Below are 23698 nucleotides of genomic sequence, written 5' to 3' on the forward strand. Positions count from 1 at the left end.
GAACCCGTGGGCTGATCAGCGACTTCGGTCGAGCAGGCCCGGCCAACTTGCGTTCATGGTCGCGCGCTTCTACGGTTGGACCACAACATCTAGTAGTTACACCGATGTAGTTCACCACACCTTGTGTTTCAGCGACCGCACCACAGATCAGCCGTGGGGCGTGCGCGAGCGTCCGTAGGGGCGGATCCGTGCCTGTGGTGACCCCTGAAACGAGGAGGCGTAAGCGTGCATTGTCCGTTCTGTCGCCACCCGGACACGCGGGTCATCGACAGCCGCTCCACGGAGGACGGCGCGGCGATCAGGCGCCGGCGCACGTGCCCCGAGTGCGGGCGCCGGTTCACCACACAGGAGACCGTGCTCCTCATGGTGAGCAAGCGCAGCGGCGTCACCGAGCCGTTCTCGCGGGACAAGGTCGTCGCGGGCGTGCGACGGGCCTGCCAGGGCAGGCCGGTGAGCGAGGACTCCCTGGCGCAGCTGGGGCAGAGGGTGGAGGAAGCCATCAGGGGCAAGGGCGCGGCCGAGATCGCCTCCAACGAAGTGGGGCTGGCGATCCTCGGGCCGCTGCGTGAGCTCGACGAGGTGGCCTACCTGCGGTTCGCATCGGTCTATCGCGGCTTCGAGAGCCTGGCGGACTTCGAGGCCGAGATCCAACAGTTGAAGGCGGAGAAGGGGGAGTCATGACGGAGACGTCCAGCGGATCAGTGGCGCGCGGAGGCAAGCGTCCCCGCAGGGGCCTGAAGATGAAGCGGATCTTCACGACGCCCGGCGTGCACCCGTACGACGAGATCGTGTGGGAGCGCCGCGACGTCGTCATGACCAACTGGCGCGACGGCTCGGTCAACTTCGAGCAGCGCGGCGTCGAGTTCCCCGAGTCCTGGTCGATCAACGCGACCAACATCGTGACCACCAAGTACTTCCGCGGCGCGGTCGGCACCCCGCAGCGCGAGCACAGCCTGAAGCAGCTCGTCGACCGGGTCGTCGGCGTCTACACCCGGACCGGCCTGGAGCACGGCTACTTCGCCAGCGACGAGGACGCCGAGATCTTCGACCACGAGCTGAAGCACGCCCTGGTCCACCAGATCTTCTCGTTCAACTCCCCGGTCTGGTTCAACGTGGGCACCCAGTCGCCGCAGCAGGTGAGCGCCTGCCAGCCTTACCACGCGCTGGTGAGCACACCCGAGGGGCTCGTCCCGATCGGCAAGCTCGTCCAGGACGACGCGATCGGCGCCAAGGTCTACGACGCCCACGGCATCACCCGCGTCATCGCCACCAAGGCCAACGGTGTCAAGAACGTCCTGCGCCTGCACACCAAGGCGGGTTACACGCTTGACGTCACCGGCGACCACCTGGTGTGGAAGGCCACCGGCGACGGCACCGGCCGTTTCGTGGAGGCCGCCACGCTGAATCCCGGAGATCAGCTTGAGTGGCACCGGCGTGAAGCGTTCGGCGAAGGCGAGATCGACTTCACCGAGGTGGCGGAGGCCGCTCTCGCAGGCTGGCTGCAGTCCGACGGCTTCGCCGGACAGTACGAAGGCACCAACAAGTCGCTCACCATCGAGGCGATGACCGTCAACGACGCCGAGCTCGCCTGGGTGACCCGGGCCCTGGACGTCGTGTTCCCCGATGTGCACCGCAAGGAGCGCACGGTGGAGACGCAGGACACCTCGCTCGACTGCCGGCGCACCCGCCTGTACGGCAAGTCGCTGGAAGGCTTCGTCGACAAGTGGGACCTGCGCCGGCGCGGCGTCGACATGTCCGTCCCCACCAGCCTCTTCACCGCACCACTGCCGGTGGTGGCCGCCTATCTCCGCAGTGTCTTCCAGGCCGAGGGCTTCGTCTCGGCGAGGGAGAACTCCACCGTCGTCGAGGTCGACATGATCTCCGAGGAGCTGATCCGCGGCATGCAGCGCCTGCTGCTGCGCTTCGGCATCTACGCCCGCGTCGGCTTCAAGAAGGACGCTCGTGACGACCGCAAGGGCTGCTGGACCCTGCGCATCCAGTCTGCCGGCGACCGCCGCAGCTTCGCCGACGAGATCGGCTTCGTCGACGAGACCAAGTCCGGCAAGCTCGAGATGAGCTTCGCCAAGCCGGGACACCCGTCGAAGGCGACGAAGCGGTTGGAGATCGATCGCGTCGAGGACCTGGGGCCGATGGAGGTCTACGACATTCAGACCGAGAGCGGCGAGTACCTCTCGGGCAACCTCCGGGTGCACAACTGCTTCATCCTCTCCGTGGACGACACGATGGAGTCGATCCTGGAGTGGTACAAGGAAGAGGGTGTGATCTTCAAGGGCGGTTCCGGGTCGGGCGTCAACCTGTCCCGCATCCGGTCGTCCAAGGAGCTGCTCTCCAGCGGCGGCACCGCCAGCGGTCCGGTGTCGTTCATGCGCGGCGCCGACGCCAGCGCCGGCACGATCAAGTCCGGTGGCGCCACCCGCCGGGCCGCCAAGATGGTGGTGCTCGACGTCGACCACCCCGACATCGAGGAGTTCATCGAGACCAAGGCGCGCGAGGAGGACAAGGTCCGCGCGCTGCGTGACGCCGGGTTCGACATGGACCTGGGCGGCAAGGACATCGTCTCGGTGCAGTACCAGAACGCCAACAACTCGGTGCGGGTCTCCGACGAGTTCATGCGGGCGGTGGAGAAGGGCGAGAAGTTCGGCCTGCGGGCCCGGCTCAGCGGCGAGGTGATCGAGACTGTCGACGCCCGCGACCTGTTCCGCAAGATGGCGAAGGCGGCGTGGGAGTGCGCCGACCCTGGCGTGCAGTACGACGACACGATCAACGACTGGCACACCACCCCCGAGACCGGGCGGATCACGGCCAGCAACCCCTGCTCCGAGTACGTCCACCTGGACAACTCGTCCTGCAACCTGGCCAGCATCAACCTGCTGAAGTTCCTCAAGGACGACGGCTCGTTCGACGTGCCCAATTTCGTCAAGCTGACCGAGCTGATCATCACGGCGATGGACATCTCGATCACGTTCGCCGACTTCCCGACCGAGAAGATCGGTGAGACGACGCGCGCCTACCGGCAGCTCGGCATCGGCTACGCCAACCTGGGCGCGCTGCTCATGGCGACGGGTCACGCGTACGACTCCGACGGCGGCCGGGCGGTGGCCGGGGCGATCACGTCCCTGATGACCGGCGTGTCCTACCGCCGCAGCGCCGAGCTGGCCGGGGTGGTGGGCCCGTACGACGGTTACGCGCGCAACGCGGACCCGCACAAGCGGGTGATGCGCAAGCACGCGGCGGCCAACGACAACCTGCGCACGATCGGCTCGATGGACTCCCACATCCACTCCGAGGCGTCGCGGCAGTGGGCGGAGTGCCTCAAGCTGGGCGAGCGGAACGGTTACCGGAACGCGCAGGCCAGCCTGCTGGCGCCGACCGGTTGTCTCACCGGCGACACGCTCGTCACCACCGACCGAGGGCTCGTCCGGCTCGCCGAGATCGGCGACGTCTACGGCGACCGCTGGCAGAACCTGGACATGACGGTCTCGACCGATGAAGGACCGCGTCAGGCGACCAGGTTCTTCGTCAACGGCGAAGAGCTGACCCGCCGGGTCAGTACGGTCGGCGGTTATCGGATCCAGGGCACTCTCACTCACCGCGTGAAGGTGGTGGATCAGGTGAGCGGCGAGTGGGTCTGGAAGCGGCTGGCCGACGTGCGCGAGGGCGACGTGCTGCCCATGCAGCTGGGCACGCTGGTCGGTGAGCCGCGCGAGGTGCCGCTGCCTGTCCTCGACCAGGCCTACTACGCGGGAGATCGGCACGTACGGGTTCCCCACACGGTCTCTGAGGAACTGGCCGAGCTGGTGGGCTACTTCATGGGTGACGGGAGCCTGCACAGCGAGGGCATCAGGTTGTGCGTCGCGGACGCTGATCTGGACGTGGTCGAACGGCTGCGTGTCATCTCCAAGTCGCTGTTCAACCTGGAGCCCGTCGTCACCTCGCAGGGGGGCTACCACGAGGTCGTCCTGCAGTCGGTGCGGGTGGCCCGCTGGTGGGAGGCGGCCGGTTTCGCCAAGGACCTCCCGGGTGTCGACCATTCCGGCAAGGGATGGACGCCGCGGGTCCCCTCGGCGATTCTCGAGACCAACGACGTGGCCGTCTACACGGCGTTCCTTCGCGGCCTGTTCGAGGCCGACGGTACCGTCACCGAGGGAGTTCCCAGCGTCAGCACGTCCGCAGAGTCTTTCGCGAGCGAGATCCGCACCCTGCTGCTCTCGCTCGGCCTGATCACCACTACCAGGACGACCACCAGCGGTTCCGGCGGCGACGTCTACCAGGTGCGCCTGCGCAACGTCGACCATGCGCTGATGTACGACGAGGTGATCGGTTTCCTCGGTGAGCGCAAGGCTCGGGCGCTGGCTTTCGCGGAGCCGAAGCGTTCGGCCAAGAGAGACTACGTACACCTGCCGCGTGAGGTCTGGGAGGAGCTCGCCCCGCAGGGACACGAGTCTCGTGACGCGATCCTGCAGTCGATTCAGAAGAGTGGCGGCGTGCCTCGTACGGCGGCCAGGCTGCTGTATGCGGAGACGCTCGACGAGCGGCTCGCGCGCGCTCTGAGCTACGCCTTCGAGGTGGTCGAGGCCAACGAGGACGGCGGCGTTCAGCCCACATATGACCTTTCCGTGCCGGAGAACGTCACTTATGTGGCGAACGGCATGGTCAGCCACAACACCATCGGGCTGATGATGGACTGCGACACGACCGGCATCGAGCCGGATCTGGCGCTGGTCAAGTTCAAGAAGCTGGTCGGCGGCGGGTCGATGCAGATCGTCAACCAGACGGTGCCGCGGGCCCTGAAGAAGCTGGGCTACCAGGAGGAGCAGATCGAGGCGATCGTCGAGTACATCGCCGAGCACGGCCATGTGGTCGACGCCCCCGGGCTGCGGCAGGAGCACTACGAGGTGTTCGACTGCGCGATGGGCGAGCGGGCGATCGCGCCGATGGGTCACGTGCGGATGATGGCGGCGACGCAGCCGTTCCTGTCCGGGGCGATCTCCAAGACCGTCAACCTGCCCGAGTCGGCCACGATCGACGACATCGAGCAGGTCTACATGGAGGGCTGGGAGCTCGGCCTCAAGGCGCTGGCGGTCTACCGCGACAACTGCAAGGTGGGCCAGCCGCTGTCGGTCGGCGGCAAGAAGGAGGAGCCGAAGGCCGCCGAGCCGGAGGTCAAGGTCGTCGAGGTGGCGCGGCCGACCCGGCGCCGGATGCCCAACCAGCGGCCGAGCACCACGACCAGATTCACGGTCGGCGGCGCCAAGGGCTACATGACCGCCTCCTCCTACCCCGACGACGGGCTGGGCGAGGTCTTCCTCAAGATGTCCAAGCAGGGCTCGACGCTGGCGGGCGTCATGGACGCCTTCTCGGTGGCGATCTCCATCGGGCTCCAGTACGGGGTGCCGCTGGAGACCTACATGAGCAAGTTCGTCAACATGCGGTTCGAGCCGGCGGGCATGACGGACGACCCGGACATCCGGATGGCGACGTCGGTGATGGACTACATCTTCCGGCGGCTGGCACTGGACCACCTGCCCTACGAGGAGCGGGCGGCCCTCGGCATCTTCTCGGCGGCCGAGCGGGCGGCGCAGCAGCGCGGCGAGGACCCGGCGGCGCTGCAGGAGACGGTGGAGTCGCTGGCCCAGTCGGCGCCGATCGAGGCGGCGCCGGAGCCGCGCAAGGAGGAGCAGCGCAAGGAGCTGACGCTGGAGAGCCACCAGCGCTTCACCGCCGACGCGCCGCTCTGCATGACCTGCGGCACGAAGATGCGCCCGGCGGGCAGCTGCTACGTCTGCGAGGGCTGCGGCTCCACCAGCGGCTGCAGCTGACCTGAAGCGGCCCGGAGCCCCCGGCGCTCCGGCCGATGCTCCGTCCGTGAAGGGGCCCGGCGCTCCGGCTGGTGCTCCGTTCGTGAAGGGGCCCGGCTCTGTGGCCGGGCCCCTTCACGGGTGCCTGAATAAGCCTGCAGCCCGTTGCCGCGTCCGGCGGACGTCTGGTGGACTCCGTGGGTGATCGGGAAGACGCTGTGGGAGCGGCCCCTGCACCAGCACGGTTCTCTTAAGACGGTGGCGGTGACGGCGGACCGGGTCGTGGTCCACGAGCGCGCCACCCGCCTGGTCTGCCTGGACCGTCGCGACGGCTCGGTCCGCTGGGACGTGCCGGTGGGTGGTGACCTGCGGGGCATCGCCGTCGCCGGCGACCGCTGCCTGGTCGTGCCGTACCCCGCGGCCCGCTTGTCGTGTCTCAGTCTGGCGACGGGGGCCGAGGTGTGGCGGGCCCCGCTGCGTTCGTACGCGGGCCACGTCGTGGTCAGCGGCCGGACGGTGGTGGCGGGCGGCTGGCGCGACTACTCGCCCGTGGCCGCCTTCGACCTCCCGGACGGGCGGCCGCTGTGGAGCACGCCGCGGCGGGTGGAAACGCTGCGCCCCCTGCCGTGGGGCGACGCCCTGCTGCTGGGGAGCGGGCGGGAAGCGTGGCTGATCGATCCGCGTGACGGCCGCGAGCTGACCCGCCTGCGGCTGCCGGAGCCGGTGACGAAGCTGGATCTGAGTCCGGCGTTCACCAGGATCGACGCCGAGCGCTGCCTGGTGCGGTGCGGCCCGCGGTCCGTCGTGTGTCTCTGGCCGGCCTCGGGGCGGGCCGCCCGGTTCTACGATCACGACGCCGACCTCGGGTACCGGGCCCCCGCGTGCGCGGGCGGTGTGGTCTGGCTGGGCACGGGGGACGCCGGCTATGTCGCGGTCGATCCCGATGCAGGCTCGGTGCGCTGGTCGGCGAACGCCGGCCGGCCCTTCGCCCCCGGCGTGGTGTGCGACGGCGAGGGCTTCGTGCTGGCCGGTCAAGGGGGAGTGCTGTTCCGTCTGGGTCCGGACGGGCGGATTCTCGACCGGTCCTGGTCGTCGGCGCGAAGGGTGGCCGGGCTGCTCGATCTCGGCGCGGGGGAGATGGTCATGGCGACCAAGGGAACCCTCAGGCTGATGCGCACCGAGGTAGGACGTCAGCCCGTCCCGAGCTGACGTGACAGTGACGGGATGTCGGAGATCACCCAGTACTCGGCGAACCGGTCGCCCTCGGCGCGCAGGATGTCGTGGCCGTTGAAGGCGATCCGGGTGCCCGGGGCGGCGGTGGCGCCGGGCATGCCTCCCCGGTAGGCGCCGGCGAACGTCCACCGGGCCGCCACCCGGTCGCCGTCGACGATCGGCCCGACGTCGAGAGAGAGGGTGACGTCGTCGAACGGTTCGTGTCCCTGCCGGAGCATGTCGATCAGCTGGTCGGGGCCCCGCACGTCCATGCCCGGCCAGTGGCCGGTGAAGTCGGGGGTGACCAGCTCGTGGGCGAGGGAGAAGTCGCCCTGCCACATGGTGAGCAGCCATCGTTCGTACAGTTTCCCCATCATGACGGCGACCCCTACCCACGGTCGGCGCTTCGATAGATTGCTTTCCCCCGCGTTCGGCCGCAAGCGGTCTGTAAGCGAGCGTCGATCAAACCGGGCCATCCTGAGTGTCCGTGGAAAGGAAGGGCCTGTCATGACGGTTCCCCCGCCATCGCCCGTGCTCGATCGCCGGCCCAGCAAGGCGCTGATCATCGGATTGGTGCTGTCGGGCCTGCTGGCGCTGGGCGTGCTCGCGCTGCTGCTGATGAGCGGCGGGGCGATGGGCTTCGGCCTGTCGGCGCTGTTGGCGATCGCGCCGCTCCCGGTGCTGCTGGCGGCGGTGCTCTCGCTCGACCGGCTGGAGCCGGAGCCGAAGCTGCACCTGGCGTTCGCGTTCGCTTGGGGAGCGGGGGTGGCCGTGGGGGTGGCCATCCTGCTGAGCCTGGTGGGGGTCGAGCTGTTCGCCCGCGCCGGCTACGGCCAGCAGGCGGTGAACCTCATCAGCACGGTGGTGCTCGCGCCGGTCATCGAGGAGGCGCTGAAGGGCGCGGCGCTGCTGCTGCTCCTGCGCCGCCGGCGGGAGATCGACGGTCTGACGGACGGCATCGTGTACGCGTCCATGGCCGGGCTGGGCTTCGCCGCGGTGGAGAACGTCGGCTACTACCTGATGGCCTACGGGGAGGAGGGGGTGGGCGCCGCCGTGCAGTTGTTCGTGATCCGCGGCCTGATCGACCCGCTCGGCCACCCGGTCTACACCTCGATGATCGGGGTCGGGGTGGCGTACGCGCTGACCCGCCGCAACGCTGCCCGGTTCGCGGCGATCCCGCTGGGCTACCTGGGCGCGGTCCTCCTGCACGCCCTGTGGAACGGCGCGGCCTCCACCGGCTCGCTGGCGGCGGTCGCCGGCGCGTACCTGGTGATCATGGTGGTGCTCATCGGGCTGATCGTCATCACGGTGGTGGAGCGCAGGCAGCTCGTCTCGCGGATGGGCGCCTATCTTCCCGCGTACGGGGCCACCGGCCTGATCACCGAGCAGGACGTTCGGATGCTGACCACGATGAAGGCCCGCCGCGCGGCTCGTAAGTGGGCCAGGGGAGTCGGTCTGGGCCGTCAGATGGGCGACTACCAGCAGGCGGCCACGGAGCTGACGATGTTGCACCTGCGCGCCGAGCGGGAGGGGGCGGATCCGGTCCGGTTCGAGGCCGAGCGCGATCTGCTGCTGGGGACGATGGCGCGGGCCCGCCGCTGGTAAATCCGATCGACCGGTATATCGCCCTCTTGGCATAATGTCCGCCGTTGACTCGGGAGGAGAGCGAATGAACTGGGTGGAGATCGAGTCCGAGGCCGAACTGCGCGAACTCCTCGGTGAGGTGCTGCCGCGCTCGGCGACGAAGGAGCGCCCCCGCCTGCACGCGCGTGACCGGGAGTGGCTGGCGGCCTCGCCGTTCTGCCTGATCGCCACCGCCGACGCCGACGGCAACTGCGACGTCTCGCCCAAGGGCGACCCGGCCGGGTTCACGCACGTCATCGACGACACCACGATCGCCATCCCCGACCGCCCCGGCAACCGCAGGGCCGACGGGTTCCGCAACGTCCTGGCCAACCCGCACGTCGGCCTGATCTTCCTGATCCCCGGCCGCAACGAGACGCTGCGCGTGAACGGCCGGGCCCGGCTCGTGCGGGAGGCGCCGTTCTTCGACGAGATGATCGTCAAGGGTCACCGGCCCAGGCTGGCCCTGGTCGTGGAGATCGAGCAGATCATGTTCCACTGTGCCAAGGCGTTCATGCGCAGCGCGCTGTGGCGGCCCGAACAGTGGGGCCCCGACCCGCTGCCGTCGCACGCCACCCTGGTCAAGGAGCTGCAGGCGATGCCGGAGACTCTGGAGGAGCTGGAGGCGTACTACTCTGACGCCAGCTACAGCAAGAAGCTCTACGGGAGCTAGGCCGCGGGGGTGGGGCCGTCGGGGAACCGGATCACGTTGCGGCCCGTGTAGGCGCGGAGATCGACGACCTTCGGGTCCGCCGCCGCCTGCTTACGGTGGACCGCCGCCGACCTGATGTCGCGGATCTTGTGTCTGGCGATGCGCGGCGGCACCGTCACCAGCCTTCTCATCGTCCTCCCCCCGTGATGTTCCTGTTACCTATGTTATTAACAGAAACCCCGGTAAGGACGGTGTAAGACAGAATTCAGTAAGGCAGGCGTCGGCCTGACGGAGATCGCAGGTCGAGGTCTGCGCCGCGGACCGGGCGCCGCCTGGTCGTCGTCTTGACGATGCGGATGCGCTTCATGGGTCTGCCCCCCTATCGCTTGGCCACAACCTAATCGGGCCCGCGGAGTGCGCTCAACGCATTTGTACGCACCGGGCGGGCGGCACGCCGTGACGCCCGCCCGATGAGGTCAGGCGCCGGCGGGGACGGCCCGGGTCGTGACGGCCAGCCGGTTCCACGCGTTGATCATCGCGACGGCCACCACGAGCGACGCGAGCTGCTTGTCGTCGTAGTGCTCGGCCGCCTCCTGCCAGACCGCGTCGGACACGCCCTGGCCGTGGTCGGCGAGCCTGGTCGCCTCCTCTGTCAGGGCCATCGCCGCCCGCTCGGCCGGGGTGTAGACCGTGGCCTCCCGCCAGGCCGCCACCGACCAGATCCGCTCGTCGCTCTCGCCGGCCTTCTTCATGTCCCGGCTGTGCATGTCGACGCAGAACGCGCACCCGTTGATCTGGCTGGCACGCAGCTTCATCAGCTCGATCGTGGCGTGCGGGACCCCGCAGTCGCCCAGGAAGGCCTCCACCGAGAGGAACGCCCGGTAGGGCTCGGGGGCGAGGGCCGCGACGTTGAGCCGCAGAGTCATGTCATCCTCCATGTTGGTCGTAGCCGACGCATCATGGACGGGACGGCCGCGCCGGATGTGACGACTTTCCGCCGGAAAATTTCCCGACGGGTCCGGGCGCGCCGGACCCTGGCCTTGAATAGGGCCGCATCCTGGGGAAATGAGACCCCTGAACGAGGAAAGACCGACCATCAGGGGGATCATCATGGCCGTCTGCGAGACGTGCGGCAACGACTACGACATGGCGTTCGAGGTCCGCGCCCAGGGCGCCACCCACACCTTCGACTCCTTCCAGTGCGCGATCGACAAGATGGCGCCCGTCTGCGAGCACTGCGGCACCAAGGTCATCGGCCACGGCGTCCAGTCGGGCGACCACTGGTACTGCTGCGCCCACTGCGCCCGCGAGGAGGGCTCACGCGGCATCGTCGACCGCACCCCGGCCGGGGCCACCGCCTGACAGCCGGGATTTCGGGCTTCTCCAGATCGTCACCGGCACGCACACTGGCGGTGTGGCCGACTTCGATGTGGTTGTCATAGGTTCCGGGCCCGGTGGGCAGAAGGCGGCCATCGCCGCCGCCAAGCTGGAGAAGCGCGTCGCCGTGGTCGAGCGGCGCAACATGATCGGCGGGGTCTGCATCAACACCGGCACGATCCCGTCCAAGACCCTGCGTGAGGCCGTGCTCTACCTGACCGGGCTCAACCAGCGGGAGATGTACGGGCAGAGCTACCGGGTCAAGGACGAGATCACCGTCGCCGACCTGGGCATCAGGACCCAGCACGTGATCGGCCGCGAGGTCGACGTGATCCGCAGCCAGCTCTCGCGCAACCACGTGGCCGTGTTCACCGGCACCGCCGCCTTCACCGACCCGAACACCCTCGACGTCACCGACGAGCAGGGACGGGTCGTCAAGATCACTGGAGAGAAGATCATCATCGCCACCGGCACCCGGCCGGCCAGGCCGGAGTCGGTGGAGTTCGACGAAGAGACGATCATCGACTCCGACGGCATACTCAACCTGCAACGGGTGCCGGAGTCGCTGGTCGTCGTCGGCGCCGGGGTGATCGGGATCGAGTACGCGTCGATGTTCGCGGCGCTCGGCACCAAGGTGACGGTGGTGGAGCGGCGCGAGCGGATGCTCGACTTCTGCGACCTGGAGATCGTCGAAGCGCTCAAGTACCACCTGCGCGACCTGGCCGTCACCTTCCGCTTCGGCGAGACGGTGGCGGCCGTGGAACGGCGGCCGCGGGGCGCGATCACGCTGCTGGAGAGCGGCAAGAAGATCCCGGCCGAGACCGTCATGTACTCCGCGGGACGCCAGGGCATGACCGACCGGCTCGGGCTGGAGCAGGCCGGGCTCGCCGCCGACGAGCGCGGCCGGATCGCGGTGGACCTTCACTACCGCACCGCCGTGGACCACATCTACGCGGTCGGTGACGTGATCGGCTTCCCGTCGCTCGCCGCCACCTCCATGGAACAGGGCCGCATCGCCGCCCACCACGCCTGCGACGAGCCGCTGCCCGGGATGACCCCGCTGCAGCCGATCGGCATCTACACCATCCCCGAGATCTCGTTCATCGGCCGCACCGAGGACGAGCTGACCAAGAGCCAGGTGCCGTTCGAGGTGGGCATCTCCCGCTACCGCGAACTGGCCCGCGGCCAGATCATCGGCGACACGTACGGCATGCTCAAGCTGCTCGTGTCACCGGAGGACCGGTCGCTGCTGGGCGTGCACGTGTTCGGCACCGGGGCGACGGAGCTGCTGCACATCGGGCAGGCGGTGATGGGCTGCGGCGGCGCCATCGACTATCTGGTGGACGCCGTCTTCAACTACCCGACGCTGGCGGAGTCGTACAAGGTGGCGGCCCTGGACGCGATGAACAAGCTGCGCCGCGTCGCCCGCTTCGAGCTCTAGCCCCGCTCTAGCCCTCCGTGGTGCGCCGCGACCGGGGGGCCGGCTTCTTGCGGCCCGCCACGAGCGTGTCGCCGGGGGAGGGGGAGGGCTCCTCGGTGGCCGCCGGGCGGGGCCGGGGATGCGGCGCGGTGTCGTCCAGGCTGGGCTCGGCGTCCGATGCCTTCTCCGTACGGGTGCGCGCCGGTTTGTCGGCGGGCTCCTTCTTCTCCGGGGTCTCGGGCTTGGCCGGAGCGAGCGGGCCGGTGGGCTTGTCGGGGTCGCGCAGGGAGGCGATGACCGCGTCGGCCTCGTTGTCGGCGGCGAACTCCTGGGCGGCCTCCGACTCGCGCCGCCTGATCACCACCATGTGGTCGACCGAGATGCGGCCCGCGCCCACCACGGCCAGCAGCAGCGAGGCCGCGCCCAGCAGGATCAGCTCGTTCAGCGTTATCGGGTTCAGCGGGGGCGCCACCCACAGCACCGCGACCGCCTCCGCGAAGAGGATCAGACCCATCACCGACACCATCAGCCCGGCGATGAGCAGCGCGCCGCCGATCAGCTCGACGAGCATGGTGATCGTCGCCCAGGCCCGCGGCGCGGGGGCTCCCTGTGCCTGGAACTGCAGCCCGGTCTCCACCAGCCCGATCTCGAGCTTGCGCCAGCCGTTGGCGAAGAAGATGCCGCCCACGCCCAGACGGGCGACGAGCGCGGCGAGATCACGGAGGGTCTGTCTCACGGTCGTTGTCTGCCCTAATCGGGACATGGCACACCTCAATCACGGCGAAGCAGCATGGCCACCGCGACGGCGGTCAGGCTGAGCAGGACGACGCTCACGACCACGGTCGTGTGCAGGGCGTTGACGAAGGCCCACCGGGCCGCGTGCAGCAGCGCGCCGCCGGCGTTGCCGCCGATCTCCTCGGCGACGTGGGCGGCGCCCGCGAGTGACTGCCTGGCCTGGTCCATCCCGCCGGCCGGGATGCCCCGCACGTCGGGGACCGCGGGCGCGTACGCGATGGTGGTGACCGTGCCGAGGACCGCGACGCCGAGTCCGGCGCCGAGCTCGTACGCGGTGCCCTCGACGGCGGCGGCGCCGCCCGCGTGGGACGCGGGCGCGGCGGACATGATCGTGTCGGAGGCGGCCAGCAGCGCCACCTGGACGCCGAAGCCGATGCCCACGAAGCAGCAGGCCAGCATCACCGGATGGCCCTCGACGCCCCAGGTCAGCGTGGGGGTGAGGGAGAGCGCGACGAGGCCGAGGCCGCCGCTCATGGTGACGCGCAGGCCGAGCCTGGGCAGCAGGTGCGCGGCGACCAGGCCGCCGGTGATGGCCGACAGCACCAGCGGGAGCATCCGGAACGCGGCGCGCACGGGAGTGTCGCCGAGGACGAGCTGCAGGTACTGGGCGAGCATGAGCTGCAGGCCCACCAGCGAGAACACGCCGAGCAGCACGCCCACCACGCCGGTGGTGAACTCCCGCCGCCTGAACAGCGAGACGTCCAGCAGCGGCGACTCCAGCCGGGTCTGCCGCCGGGCGAACCACACCAGCAGCGCCACGCCCGTCAGGAAGATCGCGGCGGAGACGGGGAACGGCAGCAGGCTGCCGGAACCGGCCTCCTTCAGCCCGAAGGCCAGGGCCAGGATGCCCAGCACGGACAGCACGGCGCTGGTCACGTCCCACGGCCGGGGGGCGGGGTCGCGGTATTCGGGCAGCATGCGCACGGCGGCGGGCAGCAGCACGAGCAGGATCGGCACGTTGATCAGGAAGACCGCGCCCCACCAGAAGCCGACCAGCACGCCGCCGATGAGCGGCCCCACGGCGGCGCCGGCGGCGGCGACCGCGCTCCACACGCCGAGGGCGATGGCACGTTCGCGGCGGTCGGTGAACACCTGGCGGATCAGCGACAGCGTGGCCGGCATGATCATGGCGCCGCCGATGCCGAGCAGCGCCCTGGCCAGCACGAGGGCCAGGGGAGTGGGGGCGAAGGCGGCCCCGGCCGAGGCCGCGCCGAACAGCACGAAACCCGCGAGGACCAGGCGTTTGCGCCCGTAGCGGTCGCCCAGCGCGCCGAACAGGATCAGCAGCGGGGCCACGATCAGCGAGTAGACGTCGATGATCCACAGCAGCTGCACCGCGGACGGCTCCAGGGCCGCGGTGAGCGCGGGGACCGCGATGTGCAGGACCGTCGCGTCGACCGTGATGAGCAGGAGGCTCACGCAGAGGAGCACCAGGATGGCCCAGCGGTTGTCCTGATGCTCGCGGCCGGCGCGGCGTGCGAGGGGCACGGCCTGTGTGACGGTCATGGACCTCCTTGCAGGCCGATCCGTTCACAGCAGGGCCCGCACGAACTTGCGTGGCAGCTTAGGGCATGCCACCCGGTGGGTGTAGCGGTATCGAATGATCCAAGAACGGTCGTCCACCTCTTGACCGAAATGTCGCCGTTTATCGGGATCGAGCACATGTTATCCGGACCTGCACAGGCGGCCGTCATCGGACTAGAATCTTGTTCTATGCGGATGCTGCGAACGCCGGACGACCGTTTCGCCGACCTGCCCGACTTCCCCTACGAACCCCGCTGCGCCGAGATCGGCGACGGCCTGCGGATGGCCTACGTCGAGACCGGGCCACCGGACGGGGAACCGGTGGTGCTCCTGCACGGCGAGCCGTCCTGGTCGTTCCTCTACCGCCACGTCATGCCCGAGCTCGCCGCCGCCGGGCTGCGCGCCATCGCCCCCGACCTCATCGGGTTCGGCCGCTCCGACAAACCCGCCGAGACCGCCGACCACACCTACGCCCGCCACGTCGAGTGGACCCGCACCCTGCTGCACGACGCGCTCGGCCTGACCGGCGTCACCCTCGTCGGGCAGGACTGGGGCGGCCTCATCGGCCTGCGCCTGGCCGCCGAGCACCCGGACCGGGTGGCCAGGATCGTCGCCGCCAACACCGGGTTGCCGACAGGTGACATTCCCATGCCCGAGGTCTGGCACCGGTTCAAGGACGCGGTGGCCTCCGCTCCCACCCTCGACATCGCCCGGTTCGTGCAGTCCGGCTGCGTCACCCGGCTCGCCCCCGAGGTGCGTGCCGCCTACGACGCCCCCTTCCCCGACGAGTCGTACAAGGCGGGCCCGCGCGTCATGCCCGGCCTCGTCCCGCACACGCCGGACGACCCCTCCGGACCTGCCAACCGCGCCGCCTGGCAGGTGCTCACCACCCTCGACCGGCCGTTCCTCGTCGCGTTCTCCGACAGCGACCCGATCACCGGCGGCATGGCGCCGATCCTGCGCTCCTCGATGGCCGGCGCCGCCGGCCTGGACCACCCGGTCATCAAGGGCGCCGGACACTTCCTGCAAGAGGACGCGGGCGCCGAGCTCGGCCGCCACATAGCCCTTTTCGTGACCTCCACCTAGCGTGTCAGGCTCGCCCACTCGGCGGTCCCGTGCGGTATAACCGGGGGCGGACCGGGGAGGCGTGATGCAGGAGTCCGGCAGGACCCGGGCCGCGGGTCGAGCCGCGGTGCGGGATCTGTTCGAGCAGGTGCGGCTGCGCTATTTCCGGCTTCCCCCCGCCGTGCGCAGAGTCCTGTACGCGGCGATCCTCATCGGGGCGGTCGGCACGGGCGCGGCGCTGGGCTGGCACCTGCTCAACACGTTCCTGCTCACCGCGGTGATCCTCTGCTTCGTCGCGCTGACCCTGCGCTTCCCGCCGGCCGCCGCCACCGTGCTCGTCGTCGCGGGCTGGACGGTGCTGCTGCCGCTCTTCATCACGCTCTTCACGCCGCAGTCCATGGCGCCGACCCTGCTCCTGCTGCTCGCCGTGCCGGTCGCCATCGCCGCCCACCTGATCCGGTGGGTCACCCCATGGGTCTCCGCGCTGCTGGCGCTCGTGCCCGCGGGCGCGCTGGCCGCCGCGCTCTCCCTCGTCTCCGAGAACCTCGCCGTCTGGACCGCCTACGGCGCCGCCGCCGCCGTCCTCGGCTACCGGTTCCTGCTCGCCCGCCGGGCCAGGGCCGAGCTGACCGCCGAGGAGCGCGTACGCGTGCGCGCCCGCGAAGGCAGGCCCGAGCCGCAGCAGGAGAAGGTCCAGGGGCTGCCGCAGATCTCGGTCGAGGAGGCGCTCGCCGAGCTCGACGCCATGATCGGGCTCACCCCGGTCAAAGAGCAGGTCCGCTCGATCGCCGCCTCCATCGAGGCCTCCCGGCTGCGCGCCGAGGCGGGCTACACCGCGGGCCGTCCGGTGCGCCACTTCGTGTTCCTCGGTCCTCCGGGCACCGGCAAGACCAGCGTCGCCCGTACACTCGCCAAGATCTTCTACGCGTTCGGCCTGCTGGAGACCCCGTACGTGGTCGAGGGGCAGCGCGCCGACCTGGTCGGCGAGTATCTCGGCGCGACCGCGATCAAGACCAACGAGCTGGTCGACCGGGCGCTCGGCGGCGTGCTCTTCATCGACGAGGCGTACGGGCTGATCAACTCCTCCGACGGCCAGCCCGACCGGTTCGGCGCCGAGGCCGTGCAGACGCTGCTCAAGCGCGCCGAGGACGACCGCGACCGGCTGATCATCATCCTCGCGGGCTACGAGCAGGAGATGACCTCGTTCCTGTCGAGCAACCCCGGGCTGGCCAGCCGGTTCGCCACCCGGGTGCGCTTCCCCACCTACTCGGCCGCCGAGCTGGCCGAGATCACCGAGCTGCTGCAGCGCCGGCGCGGCGACACCATGGGCGCCGAGGCCAAGGCCGCGCTGCTCGGCCTCTACGCGGACGTCCACCGGCGCGGGCTGGTCGACGAGCTGGGCAACGCCAGGTTCGCGCGCAGCCTGGTCGAGGCCGCCGCCCAGGCCCGTGACGTGCGGGTGGTGGGCGCGGGCGGCACGCCGACCACCGAGGACCTGGTGACCACCACGACCGCCGACGTGACCAAGGCGTTCGACGAGCTGACCGCCCGCTTCCGCGGCTACGTCGCCACCCCGACGCTGGAGGAGGCGCTCGCCGACCTCGACAGGATGGCCGGGCTCGCGCCCGTCAAGCGGCAGGTGCACGCCATCGCCGCGCAGCTCCAGGTGGCCCGCATGCGGCAGGAGCGCGGGCTGCCGACGCCGCCGCAGATGCGCCACTTCGTCTTCGTCGGCCCGCCCGGCACCGGCAAGACCAGCGTGGCCAGGGTGCTGGGCCGCATCTTCGCCGCGCTCGGCCTGCTCGCCCGGCCCGACGTGGTCGAGGCGCACCGCGCCGACCTGGTCGGCCAGCACCTCGGCTCCACCGCGATCAAGACCAACGAGCTGGTCGACCGGGCGCTCGGCGGCGTGCTCTTCATCGACGAGGCCTACAGCCTGGTCAACCCGGGCTACTCCGGCGGCGACGCGTTCGGCGCCGAGGCCGTGCAGACGCTGCTCAAGCGGGCCGAGGACGACCGCGACCGGCTGGTGGTCGTGCTGGCCGGCTACGAGCGCGAGATGGACTCCTTCCTGGCCACCAATCCCGGCCTGGCCAGCCGGTTCAACCAGCGGGTCGCCTTCCCGAGCTACGCGCCGCGCGAGCTGACCGAGATCGCCGTGCTCCTCGCCGAGTCGGCCGGCGACCGGTTCGACGACGACGCGCTGCGCGACCTCGACGAGGTCTTCACCTGGGTGTGCGAGGAGCGGCTGATCGACGGGCTGGGCAACGGCCGGTTCGCCAGGTCGCTGTTCGAGCGCGCCGCGATGCGCCGCGACGTGCGGCTGGCCGCCCGCGCCTCCGCGGAAGAGCCGGCCACCGCCGCCGACCTCACCACGATCACCAGCGACGACGTCCGCACCGCCGTCGACGAGCTTTCCGGACGCTAACCAGACCCCTCTTTGGCACTCGCCTGCGCGTTGTCGGTCGCGTGCTGTAGCAATATGGCTACGGAGCGTCCGGAGGAGGGGTGATGGCGGGGTTCCTGGCCCGCAGACTGATCAGCTCGGCGGTGCTGGTCGCCGTCGCCGTCTCCCTCGCCTACCTGCTCGCCGCCGTCGCGCTCGACCCGCGCTCCAACTACGCGGGCCGCACACCCCCGCCGCCGCCCGCCGTCGTCGACGCCCAGCTCACCGCGCTCAACCTGAACGACCGCACGCCCCTGCTGGAGCGCTACCTCACCTGGGCGGGCGGGGTGCTGCACGGCGACTTCGGCAGGAGCGTCACCGGCGCCCCGGTCGGCGACGACCTCAAGCGGCGGGCCGGCGTCACCCTCCGGCTGGTCCTGCTCGGGCTGGTGTGCGGGAGCGCGCTGGGCGTCATGGCCGGCGCGCTGGCCGCCGCCCGGCAGTACGGATGGTTCGACCGGCTGTCGGCCGCCGCGTCCTTCCTGCTGCTCGCGGTGCCCGTGGTGGTCCTGGCCAACGTGCTCATCCTGGCCGGCACCTGGCTCAACGACCAGGTGTTCGGCGCCCGGGTGCTGCTCGTGGCGGGGGAGGCGACCGCCGGTCTGGAGGCGGGGTTCTGGGCGACGCTCCTGGACCGGGTCCAGCACCTCGTCCTGCCGACCGTCACGATCACGCTCGGCCTGGCCGCCGTGTTCAGCCGCTACCAACGCAACATGATGCTCGACGTGCTCGGCGCCGACTATCTCCGCACCGCCATGGCCAAGGGGCTGACCAGGCGGCGGGCGCTCGTCCGCCACGGGCTGCGCACCGCGCTCATCCCGGTGGCGACCTACTTCGCCTTCACCTTCGGCGCCCTGCTCACCGGCGCCACCTTCACCGAGAAGATCTTCGGCTGGCACGGGCTGGGTGAGCGGCTGATCAGCTCGATCTTCACCAACGACGTCAACACCGTGGCCGCCATCTCCTGCCTGGCCGCCGTCGCCGTGCTGGCCGCGTCCCTGGCGGCGGGCCTGTTGCAGGCCGCGCTCGACCCGAGGGTGAGAGCCGGATGACGCTGTCGGAGGAGATCGCCGAGGAGGCCCCCGGCGACGACGCGGGGCCACCGCCGCCGCCGTCCAGGGTCCGGGTGGTGGCCGGCCGGTTCCTCTCCTCGTGGCAGGGCCGGGCCGGCGCGCTGGTGCTGGCGCTGGTGTTCCTGCTGGCGTTCGCGGGGCCGCTGCTCAGCCCGTGGTCCCACACCGACAAGGACTTCACCGCGTTCCTCGGCCCGCCGTCGGCCGCCCACTGGTTCGGCACGCTGCAGACCGGCGCCGACGTGTTCGCCGTCACGCTGCGCGGCCTGCAGCGGTCGCTGGTCGTCGGGCTGCTCGCGGCCGTGGTGTGCACGGCGCTGGCCGCGCTCGCCGGGGCGTTCGCCGGCTACTTCCTCGGCTGGACCGACCGGGTCATCACCTGGGTCACCGACCTGCTGCTCGTGCTGCCCGCGTTCCTCGTCCTGGCCGTCATGTCGCCGCTGTTCGGCGCCGGGCAGTGGCCGCTGTTCGTGCTCATGCTGGCGCTGTTCCTGTGGATGGTGACCGCCAAGATGGCCCGGGGGATGACGATCTCGCTGCGGGAGCGCGAGTTCGTGCGGGCCGCCCGCTACCTGGGCGTGCCGCCCGTGCGGATCGTGCTCTCGCACGTGCTGCCCAACCTGTCGTCGCTGCTCGTCGTCGACGCCACGCTGAATGTCAGCGCCGCCATCCTCACCGAGACCTCGCTGTCGTACTTCGGGTTCGGCATCCAGCCGCCCGACGTGTCGCTCGGCACGCTCATCGCCGACGGCTCCAGGACGGCGGTGTACGCGCCGTGGACGTTCTGGTTCGCGGCGGGGCTGCTCGTGGTCACCGTGCTCGCGGTCAACCTCGTCGGCGACGCGCTGCGTGACGCCTTCGACCCGGCGGCGAGGAGGCCGCGATGAGCCCGGTGCTGGAGGTCGACGACCTGCGGGTGACGTTCGGCGGGGCGCCTGTCGTGCGCGGTCTCGGCTACGCCGTGCGCAAGGGGGAGGTGCTCGGCCTCGTCGGCGAGTCCGGCTGCGGCAAGTCGGTGTCGGCGGCCGCGGTGATGGGCCTGCTGCCGCCGTCCGCCCGGGTGACCGGTTCGATCCGGCTGCACGGCAGGGAGCTGGTCGGCCTGCGCGAGCGGGAGCTGGCCGCCGTCCGCGGCCGCGCCGTCTCGATGGTCTTCCAGGACCCGCTGTCCGCGCTCACCCCGGTCTACCGCGTCGGCGACCAGATCGCCGAGGCCGTGCGCACCCACCAGAAGGTCACCAAGGAGCGGGCCGCGGTCCGCGCCGTCGACCTGCTCGACCTGGTGGGCATCCCCGACCCGGCGCGACGGGCGCTGGCCTTCCCGCACGAGTTCTCCGGCGGCATGCGCCAGCGGGTGCTGATCGCCATGGCCATCGCCAACGACCCCGATGTGATCATCTGCGACGAGCCGACGACCGCGCTCGACGTCACCGTCCAGGCCCAGGTGCTGGAGGTGCTCAAGACCGCGCAGCGGGAGACCGGCGCCGCCATCGTGATGATCACGCATGACCTGGGGGTGGTGGCCGGCTTCGCCGACCGCGTGCTCGTCATGTACGCGGGCCGCCCGGTCGAGTCCGGCGACGTGGACGACGTCTTCTACCACGCCCGCATGCCCTACACCGCGGGGCTGCTCGGCGCGGTGCCGCGGGTCGACGCGGCCGGCCGGTCGGCGCCGGCGGCGATCGACGGCGCCCCGCCCGCGCCCGGCGACCTGCCGCCGGGCTGTCCGTTCGCGCCCCGCTGCCCGCTCCACGTGGCGGCGTGCGACGAACGGGAGCCGCCGCTGTTCGAGGTGGGCCCCGGACACCGCGCGGCGTGCATCCGCTGGGACGAGGTGAGCCCGCCGACCGCCGCGCCCGCGGCCAAGGCCGGTCCCGGCCCGCGCGGCCCGCGCACGGTCCTGGAGGTCGACGGGCTGGTCAAGCACTACCCGCTGGTCAAGGGCGTCGTGCTCAGGAGACGGGTCGGCACCGTGCACGCGGTCGCCGGCATCAGCTTCGACATCCGCGAGGGCGAGACGCTCGGTCTCGTCGGCGAGTCCGGCTCCGGCAAGACCACGGCGCTGACCGAGATCCTGGAGCTCACCCGCCCGCAGCAGGGCCGGATCGTGGTGCTCGGGCGTGACACCGCGGAGCTGACCGGCGGGCAGCGGATGGAGATCCGGCGCGACATGCAGGTCGTCTTCCAGGACCCGCTGGCCTCGCTCGACCCGCGGATGACGATCCACGACATCCTGGCGGAGCCGCTGCGCACCCACCGGCTGGGGGAGCCCCTGCGGCGGGTTGGCGAGCTGCTCGGCCTCGTCGGGCTCGACCCGGCGCACGCCGCCCGCTACCCCGGAGACCTCTCCGGCGGGCAGCGGCAGCGCGTCGCCATCGCCCGGGCGCTCGCGCTTCGGCCGCGCCTGCTGGTGCTCGACGAGCCGGTGTCCGCGCTGGACGTGTCCGTGCAGGCCGGCGTGCTCGGCCTGCTCGGCGCGCTCAAGACCGAGCTCGGGCTGTCCTATCTGCTGGTGGCGCACGACCTGGCCGTGGTGCGGCACATCGCCGACCGGGTGGCCGTCATGTATCTCGGGCGGATCGCCGAGATCGGCCACGCCGACGCCGTCTACACCGCGCCCGCTCACCCGTACACCCAGGCGCTGCTGTCGGCGATCCCGCTGCCCGACCCGGCCCGCGAGCGCGCCCGCGAGCGGATCCTGCTCACCGGCGAGCGGCCCGACCCGGCCGCGCCGCCGTCCGGGTGCCGGTTCCGCTCCCGGTGCCCCACCTACCGGTCGGTGCTGACCGAGGCGGAGCGCGGCCTGTGCGCCGACACCGAGCCGGAGATGCGCCCGCTGGGCGAGGACCAGTCGGCCGCCTGTCACTACGCCGAGAGGCTCGCCGTCGTCTGACCCGCGCCTGTGTCACGTGGACCCCGTTCGACCCGCACCGCACGAGCAGGAGGAGAACCACCGATGAAAGCCCCGTCGACGGGCGTGCGGACCGCTGCCGCCGCCGTCCTCGCGCTGTCCATGGCCGCGCTGTCCGCGGCCGGCTGCGGACAGCGCCGCCCCGACGCCGGCCCCCGGCAGGGCGACGACACGGTCAAGGTGTCCGACATCAACCTCCAGCCGCGCGACAAGGTCGTCGAGGGCGGCACGCTGCGCTGGGGCATCAACGAGTTCCCCACCCAGTGGAACCGCAACCACATCGACGGCAACCTCGCCATGGCCGCCGTGGTCAGCAACGCGCTGCTGCCGTCCGCGTTCACCTCCGACGGCAGGGCCAGGCTCTCGGCCGACCGCGACTACGTGCTCGACGCCCGGATCACCGCCCGCAGCCCGCGCCAGGTGGTCACCTACACGCTCAACCCCAAGGCCAGGTGGTCCGACGGCAAGCCCATCACCTGGGCCGACTACCGCGCCCAGTGGCAGGTCATGCGCGGCGAGGACCCCGCCTTCCGCATCGTCTCCGCCACCGGCTACCAGGACATCGCCGGGGTCGCGCGGGGCGACGGTGAGCACGAGGTGGTGGTGACGTTCGCGCGGCCGTTCGGCGACTGGAAGGCGCTGTTCAGCCCGCTGCTGCCCGCCTCCGCCAACGAGAACGCCGAGGCGTTCAACACCTCCTGGCTGAACGCGATCCCGGTGACCGCCGGGCCCTTCAAGGTGGGCGCGCTCGACCAGACCGCCAAGACCGTCACGCTGGTCCGCGACCCCGCCTGGTGGGGCGACCGGGCCAAGCTGGACCGGATCGTCTACCGGGCCGCCGAACAGGACTCGCTCACCGGCATGTTCGGCAACGGCGAGCTGGACGTGGCCGACATCGGGCCGTCCGCCCCCGACTACGCCAGGGCCAGGAGCGCCGCCGGCGCCCAGGTGCGGCTCGCCGCGGGGCCCGACTTCCGCCACTTCACCTTCAACGGCTCCAGCGAGAAGCTCAGCGACGTGCGGGTGCGGCGGGCGATCCAGCTCGGCATCGACCGGGCCGCCATCGCCCGCTCCGACCTCCAGGGTCTCGACTGGCCCGTGACGCCGCTCAACAACCACTTCTTCATGCCGGCCCAGGAGGGCTACCGCGACAACGCGGGCACCTTCGGCGTGTTCGACCCGGAGCGGGCCAAGCGGCTGCTGGACGAGGCCGGGTGGAAGCTCGACGGCGCCGTGCGCAAGAAGGACGGGCACCCTCTCGAACTGAGGTTCGTGGTGCCGGCGGGGTCACAGCTCAGCAAGTCGGAAGGCGAGCTGGCGCAGAGCATGCTCGCCAAGATCGGGGTGAAGCTGACCCTTCGGGCGGTTCCCGGTGACGACTTCTTCACCAAGTACGTCATCCCCGGCAACTTCGACATCGCGCCGTTCGCGTACATCGGCACCCCGTTCCCCGTGTCGAGCAGCTACGGCGCGTACGCCAACAGCCCCGACGGCAAGACCTGGAACGCCAACCTGGGGCGGTCCGGCTCCAAGGCCATCGACGCCGCCCTGGACCGGGCGGTGGCCAACCTGGATCCCGGCAAGGCCCGCGCCGATGTCAACGCCGCCGACCGGCTCATCTGGGAGCAGGCCAACGTCCTGCCTCTCTACCAGCGGCCGCAGGTGGTGGCGGTCAAGGAAACCCTGGCCAACATCGGCGCCCGGGGCTTCCACGACCTCCGCTACCAAGACATCGGGTTCACCCGCTGACGCAGGTTGTCGGCGGCGCCGTGTAGAAGTGT

General features: G+C 70.8%; 18 protein-coding genes. 13 read left to right on the plus strand and 5 right to left on the minus strand.

The window, feature by feature from the left end; all coding sequences use genetic code 11:
• The first annotated feature begins 225 nt into the window (after nucleotides 1–225).
• The 3 genes from nrdR to ACGFI7_RS06485 all read left to right on the plus strand — a co-directional run bounded on the left by nrdR (nucleotide 226) and on the right by ACGFI7_RS06485 (nucleotide 7028).
• On the plus strand, nucleotides 226–681 hold the full coding sequence (nrdR, locus tag ACGFI7_RS06475) for a transcriptional regulator NrdR (protein ID WP_393399937.1): 456 nt from the start codon (nucleotides 226–228) through the stop codon (nucleotides 679–681).
• Nucleotides 678–5840, plus strand: a complete 5163-nt coding sequence (locus ACGFI7_RS06480) for an adenosylcobalamin-dependent ribonucleoside-diphosphate reductase (RefSeq protein ID WP_393399939.1) — start codon at nucleotides 678–680, stop codon at nucleotides 5838–5840. The genes nrdR and ACGFI7_RS06480 overlap by 4 nt, the downstream gene beginning before the upstream one ends.
• A 180-nt stretch (nucleotides 5841–6020) precedes the next feature.
• Nucleotides 6021–7028, plus strand: coding sequence for a PQQ-binding-like beta-propeller repeat protein (locus tag ACGFI7_RS06485; protein WP_393399942.1), 1008 nt, complete (start codon nucleotides 6021–6023; stop codon nucleotides 7026–7028).
• Here ACGFI7_RS06485 and ACGFI7_RS06490 read toward each other — a convergent pair.
• Entirely contained in the window at nucleotides 7010–7408 is a 399-nt protein-coding gene (locus ACGFI7_RS06490; RefSeq protein WP_393399944.1) for an ester cyclase, read from the minus strand. The two genes, ACGFI7_RS06485 and ACGFI7_RS06490, sit on opposite strands and share 19 nt — an antisense overlap.
• A 130-nt stretch (nucleotides 7409–7538) precedes the next feature.
• Between ACGFI7_RS06490 and ACGFI7_RS06495 the strand changes: the two genes are divergently transcribed.
• Both ACGFI7_RS06495 and ACGFI7_RS06500 read left to right on the plus strand, forming a co-directional pair.
• Entirely contained in the window at nucleotides 7539–8636 is a 1098-nt protein-coding gene (locus ACGFI7_RS06495) for a PrsW family intramembrane metalloprotease (RefSeq protein WP_393399946.1), read from the plus strand.
• 64 nt (nucleotides 8637–8700) lie between these two features.
• Nucleotides 8701–9327, plus strand: coding sequence for a pyridoxamine 5'-phosphate oxidase family protein (locus ACGFI7_RS06500; protein ID WP_393399949.1), 627 nt, complete (start codon nucleotides 8701–8703; stop codon nucleotides 9325–9327).
• Here the strand turns inward: ACGFI7_RS06500 and ACGFI7_RS06505 are convergent.
• Nucleotides 9324–9497 (minus strand): hypothetical protein, encoded by a 174-nt coding sequence (locus ACGFI7_RS06505; RefSeq protein ID WP_393399952.1) that lies wholly within the window; start codon nucleotides 9495–9497, stop codon nucleotides 9324–9326. The genes ACGFI7_RS06500 and ACGFI7_RS06505 overlap by 4 nt on opposite strands.
• 285 nt (nucleotides 9498–9782) lie before the next feature.
• Complete coding sequence (locus ACGFI7_RS06510) at nucleotides 9783–10232, minus strand: carboxymuconolactone decarboxylase family protein (protein ID WP_393399955.1); 450 nt, start codon at nucleotides 10230–10232, stop codon at nucleotides 9783–9785.
• A gap of 184 nt (nucleotides 10233–10416) precedes the next feature.
• On the opposite strand from ACGFI7_RS06510, the gene ACGFI7_RS06515 reads away from it, so the two are divergent.
• Both ACGFI7_RS06515 and sthA read left to right on the plus strand, forming a co-directional pair.
• Complete coding sequence (locus ACGFI7_RS06515) at nucleotides 10417–10668, plus strand: hypothetical protein (RefSeq protein WP_393401863.1); 252 nt, start codon at nucleotides 10417–10419, stop codon at nucleotides 10666–10668.
• A 52-nt stretch (nucleotides 10669–10720) separates the two neighbouring features.
• A complete protein-coding gene (gene sthA, locus ACGFI7_RS06520) occupies nucleotides 10721–12124 on the plus strand; it encodes a Si-specific NAD(P)(+) transhydrogenase (protein ID WP_393399957.1) in 1404 nt (467 codons plus the stop codon).
• Nucleotides 12125–12131: 7 nt separating this feature from the next.
• Here sthA and ACGFI7_RS06525 read toward each other — a convergent pair whose 3' ends face one another.
• Nucleotides 12132–12839 (minus strand): DoxX family membrane protein, encoded by a 708-nt coding sequence (locus ACGFI7_RS06525; RefSeq protein WP_393399960.1) that lies wholly within the window; start codon nucleotides 12837–12839, stop codon nucleotides 12132–12134.
• A 35-nt stretch (nucleotides 12840–12874) separates the two neighbouring features.
• Nucleotides 12875–14404, minus strand: coding sequence for an MFS transporter (locus ACGFI7_RS06530; protein ID WP_393399963.1), 1530 nt, complete (start codon nucleotides 14402–14404; stop codon nucleotides 12875–12877).
• Nucleotides 14405–14611: 207 nt separating this feature from the next.
• On the opposite strand from ACGFI7_RS06530, the gene ACGFI7_RS06535 reads away from it, so the two are divergent.
• The 6 genes from ACGFI7_RS06535 (at nucleotide 14612) to ACGFI7_RS06560 (ending at nucleotide 23666) form a co-directional block, all read left to right on the plus strand.
• Entirely contained in the window at nucleotides 14612–15508 is an 897-nt protein-coding gene (locus tag ACGFI7_RS06535; protein ID WP_393399966.1) for a haloalkane dehalogenase, read from the plus strand.
• A gap of 64 nt (nucleotides 15509–15572) precedes the next feature.
• Nucleotides 15573–17915 carry an AAA family ATPase gene (locus ACGFI7_RS06540; protein ID WP_393399969.1) on the plus strand — a complete coding sequence of 781 codons (2343 nt, stop codon included), beginning with the start codon at nucleotides 15573–15575 and terminating at the stop codon, nucleotides 17913–17915.
• 83 nt (nucleotides 17916–17998) lie between these two features.
• Nucleotides 17999–18985 carry an ABC transporter permease gene (locus ACGFI7_RS06545; protein WP_393399972.1) on the plus strand — a complete coding sequence of 329 codons (987 nt, stop codon included), beginning with the start codon at nucleotides 17999–18001 and terminating at the stop codon, nucleotides 18983–18985.
• On the plus strand, nucleotides 18982–19893 hold the full coding sequence (locus tag ACGFI7_RS06550) for an ABC transporter permease (RefSeq protein ID WP_393399975.1): 912 nt from the start codon (nucleotides 18982–18984) through the stop codon (nucleotides 19891–19893). The genes ACGFI7_RS06545 and ACGFI7_RS06550 overlap by 4 nt, the downstream gene beginning before the upstream one ends.
• Nucleotides 19890–21899, plus strand: a complete 2010-nt coding sequence (locus tag ACGFI7_RS06555; protein WP_393399978.1) for a dipeptide ABC transporter ATP-binding protein — start codon at nucleotides 19890–19892, stop codon at nucleotides 21897–21899. Before ACGFI7_RS06550 ends, ACGFI7_RS06555 begins: the two co-directional genes overlap by 4 nt.
• Before the next feature lie 63 nt (nucleotides 21900–21962).
• Nucleotides 21963–23666, plus strand: a complete 1704-nt coding sequence (locus ACGFI7_RS06560; protein WP_393399981.1) for an ABC transporter family substrate-binding protein — start codon at nucleotides 21963–21965, stop codon at nucleotides 23664–23666.
• Nucleotides 23667–23698: the final 32 nt, after the last annotated feature.

It is taken from the genome of Nonomuraea sp. NPDC048826, from assembly GCF_043198225.1.
Taxonomy (GTDB): domain Bacteria; phylum Actinomycetota; class Actinomycetes; order Streptosporangiales; family Streptosporangiaceae; genus Nonomuraea.

Coding starts and splice junctions, on each gene's coding strand:
- ACGFI7_RS06480 (WP_393399939.1), top strand. CDS start 678: ATGACGGAGACGTCCAGCGGATCAGTGGCGCGCGGAGGCAAGCGTCCC.
- ACGFI7_RS06490 (WP_393399944.1), bottom strand. CDS start 7,408: ATGATGGGGAAACTGTACGAACGATGGCTGCTCACCATGTGGCAGGGC.
- ACGFI7_RS06495 (WP_393399946.1), top strand. CDS start 7,539: ATGACGGTTCCCCCGCCATCGCCCGTGCTCGATCGCCGGCCCAGCAAG.
- ACGFI7_RS06500 (WP_393399949.1), top strand. CDS start 8,701: ATGAACTGGGTGGAGATCGAGTCCGAGGCCGAACTGCGCGAACTCCTC.
- ACGFI7_RS06505 (WP_393399952.1), bottom strand. CDS start 9,497: ATGAGAAGGCTGGTGACGGTGCCGCCGCGCATCGCCAGACACAAGATC.
- ACGFI7_RS06510 (WP_393399955.1), bottom strand. CDS start 10,232: ATGACTCTGCGGCTCAACGTCGCGGCCCTCGCCCCCGAGCCCTACCGG.
- ACGFI7_RS06515 (WP_393401863.1), top strand. CDS start 10,417: ATGGCCGTCTGCGAGACGTGCGGCAACGACTACGACATGGCGTTCGAG.
- ACGFI7_RS06530 (WP_393399963.1), bottom strand. CDS start 14,404: ATGACCGTCACACAGGCCGTGCCCCTCGCACGCCGCGCCGGCCGCGAG.
- ACGFI7_RS06535 (WP_393399966.1), top strand. CDS start 14,612: ATGCGGATGCTGCGAACGCCGGACGACCGTTTCGCCGACCTGCCCGAC.
- ACGFI7_RS06540 (WP_393399969.1), top strand. CDS start 15,573: ATGCAGGAGTCCGGCAGGACCCGGGCCGCGGGTCGAGCCGCGGTGCGG.
- ACGFI7_RS06545 (WP_393399972.1), top strand. CDS start 17,999: ATGGCGGGGTTCCTGGCCCGCAGACTGATCAGCTCGGCGGTGCTGGTC.
- ACGFI7_RS06550 (WP_393399975.1), top strand. CDS start 18,982: ATGACGCTGTCGGAGGAGATCGCCGAGGAGGCCCCCGGCGACGACGCG.
- ACGFI7_RS06555 (WP_393399978.1), top strand. CDS start 19,890: ATGAGCCCGGTGCTGGAGGTCGACGACCTGCGGGTGACGTTCGGCGGG.
- ACGFI7_RS06560 (WP_393399981.1), top strand. CDS start 21,963: ATGAAAGCCCCGTCGACGGGCGTGCGGACCGCTGCCGCCGCCGTCCTC.